Source organism: Paenirhodobacter huangdaonensis (assembly GCF_004022465.1).
GTDB lineage: Bacteria > Pseudomonadota > Alphaproteobacteria > Rhodobacterales > Rhodobacteraceae > Rhodobacter > Rhodobacter huangdaonensis.
This window is the reverse complement of record NZ_SAVA01000007.1, coordinates 230272-238592: the sequence shown is the minus strand read 5'-3', so window position 1 is coordinate 238592 and position 8321 is coordinate 230272. Positions and strand designations below refer to the sequence as shown.

At 67.3% G+C, this 8321-nt stretch carries 10 protein-coding genes; 2 read left to right on the top strand and 8 right to left on the bottom strand.

Annotated elements, in window-relative coordinates; translation table 11 throughout:
- Positions 1-713 (top strand): electron transfer flavoprotein subunit alpha/FixB family protein (locus EOW66_RS13555; RefSeq protein ID WP_128156855.1); only part of this gene is annotated, 713 nt, incomplete at its 5' end.
- Positions 714-938: 225 nt separating this feature from the next.
- Here the strand turns inward: EOW66_RS13555 and EOW66_RS13550 are convergent.
- Positions 939-1760, bottom strand: a complete 822-nt coding sequence (locus EOW66_RS13550) for a DUF6473 family protein (protein ID WP_128156854.1) — start codon at positions 1758-1760, stop codon at positions 939-941.
- Positions 1761-1925: 165 nt separating this feature from the next.
- Here EOW66_RS13550 and EOW66_RS13545 point away from each other — a divergent pair, with 165 nt between their 5' ends.
- On the top strand, positions 1926-2801 hold the full coding sequence (locus EOW66_RS13545; protein WP_128156853.1) for a 3-hydroxybutyryl-CoA dehydrogenase: 876 nt from the start codon (positions 1926-1928) through the stop codon (positions 2799-2801).
- 60 nt (positions 2802-2861) lie between these two features.
- Here EOW66_RS13545 and EOW66_RS13540 read toward each other — a convergent pair whose 3' ends face one another.
- From EOW66_RS13540 to EOW66_RS13510, 7 genes are read right to left on the bottom strand one after another with little or no spacing between them, the layout of a single operon-like run.
- Positions 2862-3731, bottom strand: coding sequence for a lysophospholipid acyltransferase family protein (locus tag EOW66_RS13540; RefSeq protein WP_128156852.1), 870 nt, complete (start codon positions 3729-3731; stop codon positions 2862-2864).
- Between the two features lie 39 nt (positions 3732-3770).
- Complete coding sequence (locus tag EOW66_RS13535) at positions 3771-4040, bottom strand: HPr family phosphocarrier protein (RefSeq protein ID WP_113902199.1); 270 nt, start codon at positions 4038-4040, stop codon at positions 3771-3773.
- Positions 4040-4441 carry a PTS sugar transporter subunit IIA gene (locus tag EOW66_RS13530; RefSeq protein WP_128156851.1) on the bottom strand — a complete coding sequence of 134 codons (402 nt, stop codon included), beginning with the start codon at positions 4439-4441 and terminating at the stop codon, positions 4040-4042. The genes EOW66_RS13535 and EOW66_RS13530 overlap by 1 nt, the downstream gene beginning before the upstream one ends.
- The gene (gene rapZ, locus EOW66_RS13525; protein WP_128156850.1) at positions 4438-5355 is read right to left on the bottom strand and encodes an RNase adapter RapZ; all 918 of its coding nucleotides are present in this window, start codon (positions 5353-5355) and stop codon (positions 4438-4440) included. The genes EOW66_RS13530 and rapZ overlap by 4 nt, the downstream gene beginning before the upstream one ends.
- On the bottom strand, positions 5352-5783 hold the full coding sequence (locus tag EOW66_RS13520) for an HPr kinase/phosphorylase (protein WP_128156849.1): 432 nt from the start codon (positions 5781-5783) through the stop codon (positions 5352-5354). The genes rapZ and EOW66_RS13520 overlap by 4 nt, the downstream gene beginning before the upstream one ends.
- 3 nt (positions 5784-5786) lie before the next feature.
- A complete protein-coding gene (locus EOW66_RS13515; RefSeq protein WP_164881130.1) occupies positions 5787-7532 on the bottom strand; it encodes a sensor histidine kinase in 1746 nt (581 codons plus the stop codon).
- Complete coding sequence (locus EOW66_RS13510) at positions 7529-8230, bottom strand: response regulator transcription factor (protein ID WP_113902190.1); 702 nt, start codon at positions 8228-8230, stop codon at positions 7529-7531. Before EOW66_RS13510 ends, EOW66_RS13515 begins: the two co-directional genes overlap by 4 nt.
- Positions 8231-8321 lie beyond the last annotated feature (91 nt).

Here is an 8321-nt window from a genome sequence, read left to right as displayed (position 1 = left end):
CGCTCGCCGATCTCGTCGTCTCGCTCGCGGGCGGCGTCAGCGCGATCGTCGCGCCCTCGACGGCGGCGGCGAAGAACGCCCTGCCGCGGATTGCGGCGCTGCTCGACGTGATGGTGCTCTCGGATGTGATCGGCATCGTCGATGCCGATACCTTCGAGCGCCCGATCTATGCCGGCAACGCGATCCAGACGGTGAAATCCTCGGACAAGGTCAAGGTGATGACCGTGCGCACGACGGCCTTCGAGGCGGCGGGCGCGGGTGCTGCGGCGCCGATCGAGGCTGCCGCTCCGGCGGGCGACAAGGGGCTCAGCTCCTGGGTCGAGGACAAGGTGGCGACCTCGGATCGCCCCGAGCTCACCTCGGCGAAGATCGTCGTCTCGGGCGGCCGCGGCGTCGGCTCGGAAGAGAACTTCGCGATCATCGAGGCGCTCGCCGACAAGCTCGGCGCGGCGGTCGGTGCCTCGCGCGCGGCGGTCGATAGCGGCTTTGCGCCGAACGACTGGCAGGTCGGGCAGACCGGCAAGGTGGTGGCGCCCGAGCTTTACATCGCCTGCGGCATCTCGGGGGCGATCCAGCACCTCGCCGGGATGAAGGACAGCAAGATCATCGTCGCGATCAACAAGGACGAAGAGGCGCCGATCTTCCAGGTCGCCGATTTCGGCCTCGTCGCCGACCTGTTCCAGGCGGTGCCGGAGATGACCGCGAAGCTCTGAGCCCATCGGGCGGGGGCGCCGCCCCGCCGAGGCAATGCCTCGGCCCCGGAGGTATTTGCGGCAAGATGAAAACAAAGGGCGCTCCGATCGGGGCGCCCTTGCTTTTTCCTGGTGCAAATACTCCGGGGGGGGGAGGCGAAGCCGAGGGGGGCAGCGCCCCCCTGCCTGTGGCGAACCAGCAAGCCTTCCCGAAAGGGGAGGCTTCCTTGTTTCGGGGCCGGACCTTCAGAGCATCCGCCCGACGACCGGGGCCAGCGCCTCGGCGATCTCCCGATGCACCAGCGGCCCGGGCATGGTGGCGGCGGCGGGCTCCTCGAGCGGGGCGAAATGCATGCCCGCCGTTCCCGCCGAGCGCGCCATGCTCGAGGGCTGCACCCGCACCAGAACCTGCGCCAGCGGCGCGATCCGGTCGACCATCTCCTGTGTCACGAAGAGCGGCTCCGGACCGAGCGGGTCGCCCTGCAGCGGGTCGCGCCAGTCGGTGAGCCACAGGAGCAGCTTCGCCCCCTCGAGCCGCTCGAGCAGCGCCGTCATCCGCGCCACCCAGGTCTGGCGCAGCTCCGCCACCAGCAGCTCGTAGCGCTCGGGCCCCTGCGCCATCAGCACCGACAGCATGTGGCGGGTGAAGTTGAATTCGGTGAAGTCGATCTCGGAGAAGACCGAGCGCATCAGCCCCGAGGCCCGCAGAAAGCGGTCGTTGCGGCGCGGATGCACCGCATAGAACCGGTTCGTCAGGTTCTGCGCCCCGGTCAGCTGCACGATGCGCAGCCGCGACAGCCGCGTGAGTTCGGCGAGTTGCGGCTCGCCCAGGAAGACATCGACGCCGGCGTTGAGATAGCCGAAATTCACCACCGGGATGCCGAGCCGCTCCTCGAGCAGGGCGGGCCAGGGCTCCTCGACGAACTTGCCATAGGTCTCCGACCCGCCGAGCGCCGAGATGAATGGCGGCACCAGCTGCCGGCGCGGCCCCCGGAACAGCAGTTTCGAGCGCCCGTAGCGACAGGGAAAATAGTCGAGGGCACCATCCCCCGCATATTCGAAAGCCATGGCCCACCTCGGTTTTCGACTCGATTCCGGACAAGCTGCGCCTAAACTCTTGCGAAAGGGCTAAGACGGACCGGCATGGTCAGCGCAGGACGCGCCGGGGGATCCCCCTTGCGCCCGTTGCTGCGCTGCAGCATATTGACCGCGAGTAATCGGGAAGGAACCGACATGACGATCGAAACCGTAGGTATCGTTGGCGCAGGCCAGATGGGCAACGGCATTGCCCATGTCTTCGCCCTCGCGGGTTACACTGTCTTGCTGAACGACATCGCGCAGGACAGCCTCGACAAGGCGATGGCCACCATCGAGAAGAACCTGGACCGCCAGGTCTCGCGCGAAAAGATCACCGCCGAGGACAAGGCCGCCACCCTTGCCCGCATCACCACCACGCTGACCCTGACCGATCTCGGCCAGACCGACCTGGTGATCGAGGCGGCGACCGAGCGCGAAGAGGTCAAGAACCAGATCTTCGCGACCCTGGTGCCGCATCTGAAGCCGACGACGATCCTCGCCTCGAACACCTCGTCGATCTCGATCACCCGGCTTGCCTCGAAGACCGACCGGCCCGAGCGGTTCATGGGCGTGCACTTCATGAACCCGGTGCCGGTGATGAAGCTCGTCGAGCTGATCCGCGGCATCGCCACCGACGATGCGACCTATCAGACGATGCTCGCGATCGTCGCGAAGCTCGGCAAGACCGCGGCCTCGGCCGAGGACTTCCCGGCCTTCATCGTGAACCGCATCCTGATCCCGATGATCAACGAGGCGGTCTACACGCTTTACGAAGGCGTCGGCAACGTGCGGTCGATCGACATGGCGATGAAGCTGGGCGCGAACCACCCGATGGGGCCGCTCGAGCTCGCCGACTTCATCGGTCTCGACACCTGCCTGGCGATCATGCACGTGCTGCACGACGGGCTCGCGGATACGAAATACCGCCCCTGCCCGCTGCTGGTGAAATACGTCGAGGCGGGCTGGCTTGGCCGCAAGACCGGCCGCGGCTTCTACGACTATCGCGGCGAGACCCCGGTGCCGACGCGCTGAGCGCCGCGCCCCGAGAAACACGAAGGCCCCGGATTTCCGGGGCCTTTTTCATTGCGAGGCTCAGCCGCGCAGGTTGAGCGTGTGCTCGCGCATCTCGGCCAGCCAGCGGCGCGGGTCCTTCAGCGGCTCCTTCAGCTCGGCCGCCGAGAACGGCGTGCCGATCACCGGCGACTGGCGCTTGTTCAGTGCCCGGCGGATCTCATAGAGCAGCAGCCCCTGGCGCAGCGTCGCGCTGAGCTTGTTGGCAATCTGATAGGCCTGCGAGTTGCGGCCGGGGAAGTGGATCGGCAGCACCTGCGCGCCCGAGCGCGCCACCATCTTCGCGGTGAAGGGGTTCCAGTCCTGCTCGACCGGCGTGCCGAAATAGGTGGCGGAATGCGCCACCTGGCCGGCCGGGAACAGCACGATCACGCCGCCCGCCTTCAGCGTCGCCATGCAGTCGGCACGCATCTTCAGGCTTTCTTCCTGCGCATTCGGCTCATGCGGGAAAGGCACCGGCAGCATGAACTCGGCGATCTCGGGGATGCCGGTCAAAAGCGACCGGGTCAGGATCTTGTAATCGGTGCGCACCTGGCCGATCAGATAGGCGAGCACCATCCCGTCGACGAGCCCGTGCGGGTGGTTCGCCACCACGACGAGCGGCCCTTCCTTCGGGATCCGGGCGATCTGCTCGGCCGGCGTCGTCACCTCGATGCCCATGATGTCGAGTGCCTGCGGCCAGAACGGCTGACCGAAGGGGGCGCCGCGCCGCTCGAACTTGCGGATCAGCCGCAGCAGCGTCCACTTTGCCGTCATCCACTCGATCACGCGGATCGTGTTCGCCTTCCACGGATTGGTGAAGGTGCCGGCGTAGGACAGACGCCCCTTGTCATAGGGTGCCACCTCGGCCGGGATCTGCACCGTTTCGGTGCCTGCATATTCGTCCAACACCGGACCCTCTTTGCGCAACGCGGGGTGCGCGAGCCTGCCTCAGCTGTCCTCGCCGAAGCGGTCGGCCACCAGGGCCTGCAGCGCATCGGCCAGAGCCTCGGCTTCGTCCCCGCTGGTCGAAACCTCAATAGATGTTCCGCGCGAGGCTGCCAACATCAAAAGCCCCATGATCGAATCGCCCGAGACGCCCATCCCGTCCTTCTCGACCTCGGCGCGGGCGTCGAACCGCTCCACCACCTCGACGAACTTGGCCGAGGCACGCGCATGCAGCCCCTTCTCGTTGACGATCTTCAGAACCCGCTTGATGATCACTTGCCGCCCATTCCGTATGCCGAATAGCTGTTGATGTACTTGCGGCCGGCATCCAGCGCCGCCTCGACCGCCGCATGGACGCCGAGGCTGCGCGATTTCGCCAGCTTGATCAACAGCGGCAGATTGGCACCGTAGACGATTTCCCGCTCGCAGGCCTCGCAGGCCAGCAGGCTGAGGTTCGAGGGCGAGCCGCCGAACATGTCGGTCACCACCACCACCCCGTCGCCGGTGTCGACGGCATCGGCCGCGGCGCGGATCTCGGCCTGCTTCGCGGCACGGTCGTGGTCGTCCTCGATGGTGATGGCGCGGATTCCCTCCTGCGGTCCCACGACATGCTCGACCGCTGCGAGATACTCGCGCGCCAAACCACCATGTGCCACGATCACGATCCCGATCACGCGCCGCCTGCCTCTTTCACCCCCGGCTGGGCCAGAGCCCGCCGTTCCAGTTCCCTGTGCCGTTTAGACACTTGCCAGCCAGCCTCTGCAAGGGCCCGGGCGATGTTTTCCGTCACGGCAACCGAACGGTGCTGGCCGCCGGTGCAGCCGAAGCCCACGGCAAGGTGGCTCTTGCCTTCCTCAACATGGGCCGGCAGCAGGAAAAGCAAGAGATCGCGCACCTTCGTGATGAACTCCGGATAGCGCGGATCGGCCGCGACATGGGCCGCGACCGCCGGATCGAGCCCGGTCAGCGGGCGCAGCGCCGGCACCCAGTGCGGGTTCGACAGGAACCGGCAGTCGAACATCATGTCGAGCCCGCGGGGCACGCCGCGCTTGTAGCTGAAGCTGTGCAGCGACACTGCGAGCCGGGCGATCTTGCCGAGGTCGAACCAACGCGCCAGTTCTGCCCGCAGCTCGTGCGGGCTCATCGCCGAGGTGTCGATCAGCACATCGGCGCGGGCCCGGATCGGCGCCAGCAGATCGACCTCGAGGGTGATCCCCTCGAGCGGGGCATCCTCGGGGGCAAGCGGATGGCGACGGCGGGTCTCGGAATAGCGGCGCACCAGCACATCGGGGCTCGCGTCGAGATAGAGCACCTCGAGACGCAGCGCCGGGGCGCGGGTCAGCCGGTCGATGAGCTCGATCAGCGCGGTGACCGAGAAGTCGCGGTTGCGCACGTCGATGCCCAGCACCAGCGGCCGCAGCAGCGGCCCGTCGAGCAGGCGCGGCACCAGGCTGAGCGGCAGGTTGTCGATGGTCTCGTAGCCCAGATCCTCGAGCGCGGCGATCGCGGTCGAGCGACCGGCCCCCGACGGTCCGGTCACCAGCACCACCCGGGTCGCCGTCTGCGCCGTTGAGAGCTCTGCGCTCACGCCTGTCTCCCGCCCTTGAGCCACTGCAGAATTGCCGCCTCAAGATGGCCATCTTGCAGTCGCAGCACAAGGGGCAGGGACACACCCAGAATCTCGCTGTGGCGCATCGGCGGCAGTCGCTCGGTTTCGCGCTCGCTCAGGTCGACGACCAGGGCGATGCGGGCAGATGCCAGCGCCGTGGCGCGCAGGATGCCGGCGCCGCGCGCCTCGATCAGCCCGAAGAGCGCCGCCGGCGCCGCGGCAAGCAGCGCCCCCGCCTCGTGCCGCAGATCGACCCGATCATCGGCGACGAGGTGCGCCCCCAGTGCCATCAGCCGCAGCGCGAGCGCGGACTTCCCCGCCCCCGAGGGGCCAAGGATCAGCACGCCGCGCCCGGCATCGAGCGCGACCGCCGTCGCATGGATGTTGGCAGCGGCCGGCGCGGCCACGGCTCACACCGGCAGGCCGACCACGAAGCGCGCCCCAAGCGGTTCGGAGCCGGGGTCGGCGTCGGTCGGGCGGATATTCTCGGCCCAGATCACGCCGCCATGCGCCTCGACGATCTGCTTCGAGATCGCGAGACCAAGGCCGGAATGGTCGCCGAACTGCCCCGGCGGGCGCTGCGAATAGAAGCGCCGGAAGACCTTGGTCAGCGCCTCCTCGGGGATGCCCGGGCCGGTGTCCTCGACCACCACCAGCACCCGGTTCTCGCGCCGCCGCGCCCAGACCCGGACCGCGTCGCCCTCCTCGCAGAAGCTGATCGCGTTGGTGATCAGATTGACGAAGACCTGCGCCAGGCGGCCCTCGAGCCCGGTGATGAAGATCGGCTCCTTCGGCAGGTCGGAGATGAAATCGACGCCCTTCTCAGCAGCCTGCTGGCCGAGATATTCGGTCAGATTGCCGACCATCTTCATCAGGTCGAAGCGCTCTTCCTCCTCCTTCACCAGCTCGCTGTCGAGCCGCGAGGCGTTGGAGATGTCGCTGACCAGCCGGTCGAGGCGGCTCACGTCCTGGTCGATCACCTCGAGCAGCCGGGCGCGCTGATCCTCGCGCTTGACCACCTGCAGCGAGGCCACGGCCGAGCGCAGCGAGGCAAGCGGGTTCTTGATCTCGTGCGCGACATCCGCGGCGAACTGCTCGTTCGCGTCGATCCGGTCATAAAGCGCCGCGACCATGCCGCGCAGCGCCCCCGAGAGCCGGCCGATCTCGTCGGGCCGCGCCGTCAGGTCGGGAATGCGCACCCGGCCGGGCTGCATCTTGCGGGCGTTGCGGTCGCGGCCGATCTCGGCGGCGCGGGCCAGATCGGCCAGCGGATTGGCGATCGTCGAGGCCAGCACCAGGCTCAGCCCGATCGAGACGATGATCGCCACCACGAACATCTGCAGCACCTGTTCGCGCTCGATCCGCACGAGCTTGTCGATCTCGCCGGCGGCCGAGGTCATGGCGACCATGCCCACCATCCGCCCGTTCTGATAGAGCCCGGTGGCAACCGAGAAGATCGTCGCGCCGCCGCCGTCGCGGTTCGTCGCCATCACCGTCGCGCCGTCGCGCACCTGCGGCACCAGCTTTTTCACCATCGCGCGGGTGTCGACCGTTTGCGGCACACGCGGACCGCCGCTGCGCACCAGCCCCGAGATCCACTCCCAGCCCCGGTTCAGCATGTCGGTGATCATTGTCGAGCGCTGGTCGATGCCAAGCCCCGTCACCCGCTCCTGCGGCGCGGTGCCGACCTCGTCGGAATCCGCAAGCAGGTTGCCGCTCATGTCGAAGACATAGATCGCCGCGCCCTCGGGCAGCTCGATCCCGCGCATCACGTCGGCGACGTCGATGCCGTCCCCCGCGGCAAGGTTCACCGGCGCCGCGACCGGCATCCGCGCCTCGAACACATCGGCGATCAGCTCGGCCTCGCTGACGATCGCACTCTCGCGCTGGAACACCAGGCTGTCGCGGAACGGGTTGAGGTAGAGCACCCCCGCCACCATCACCAGCATCGCAAGCAGGTTGAAGGTGATGATCTTGCGCGCCAGCGGCGAGCGGTTGAGCGAGATCAGGCTGCGCCGGGCCCGACCGCGTGCGAGATCCTCGTCGACCACGCTCTCGGGGCCGACCCAGTCCTCGCCAAGGAGGACATCCGCTCCGGATCGCTTCCTGCCCGTCACGTTCGCCCGCTCCGTCCCCATCTGTCCGGAAAACGTCATTCTTCGTTGTAACGGTAGCCGATGCCGTACAGCGTCTCGATCGCCGAGAACTCGTCATCGACGCTGCGCATCTTCTTGCGCAGCCGCTTGATGTGGCTGTCGATGGTGCGGTCGTCGACATAGACCTGGTCATCATAGGCCACGTCCATCAGCTGGTCGCGCGACTTGACGAAGCCCGGGCGCTGCGCCAGCGCCTGCAGCAGCAGGAACTCGGTCACGGTGAGCGTGACCTCGCGCCCCCTCCAGGACACCGAGTGGCGCAGCGGGTCCATCGTCAGGCTGCCGCGGGTGATGACCTTGTTCTCGTCGGTCGCCGGCGCCTCGCCCGAGGCGATCACCTCCTGGCGGCGCAGCAGCGCCCGGATCCGTTCGACCAGAAGGCGCTGGCTGAACGGTTTCTTGACATAGTCGTCCGCCCCCATGCGCAGGCCGAGCACCTCGTCGATCTCATCGTCCTTCGAGGTCAGGAAGATCACCGGCATCGTGGTTTTCTGGCGCAGCCGCTGCAGCAGCTCCATCCCGTCCATTCGCGGCATCTTGATGTCGAGCACGGCCATGTCCGGCAGCCGCTTGCTGAAGGCGTCGAGCGCGGCCTGCCCGTCGTTGTAGGTCTCGACCTCGTAGCCTTCCGCTTCCAGCGTCATCGAAACGGAAGTCAGAATGTTGCGATCGTCGTCGACCAGCGCGATCCTCGACATGTCCTGTACCCTCTACTGCTCTTATATAATTGCCGGCATTGTCCGCTTTCCGGCCCTTGGAATCAACTCTGTATGTGCGAATCAGACGGTC

Excerpts from the sequence above, each read along its gene's own strand:
- EOW66_RS13550 (WP_128156854.1), bottom strand. The coding sequence starts at position 1,760 with ATGGCTTTCGAATATGCGGGGGATGGTGCCCTCGACTATTTTCCCTGT.
- EOW66_RS13545 (WP_128156853.1), top strand. The coding sequence starts at position 1,926 with ATGACGATCGAAACCGTAGGTATCGTTGGCGCAGGCCAGATGGGCAAC.
- EOW66_RS13515 (WP_164881130.1), bottom strand. The coding sequence starts at position 7,532 with ATGACGTTTTCCGGACAGATGGGGACGGAGCGGGCGAACGTGACGGGC.
- EOW66_RS13510 (WP_113902190.1), bottom strand. The coding sequence starts at position 8,230 with ATGTCGAGGATCGCGCTGGTCGACGACGATCGCAACATTCTGACTTCC.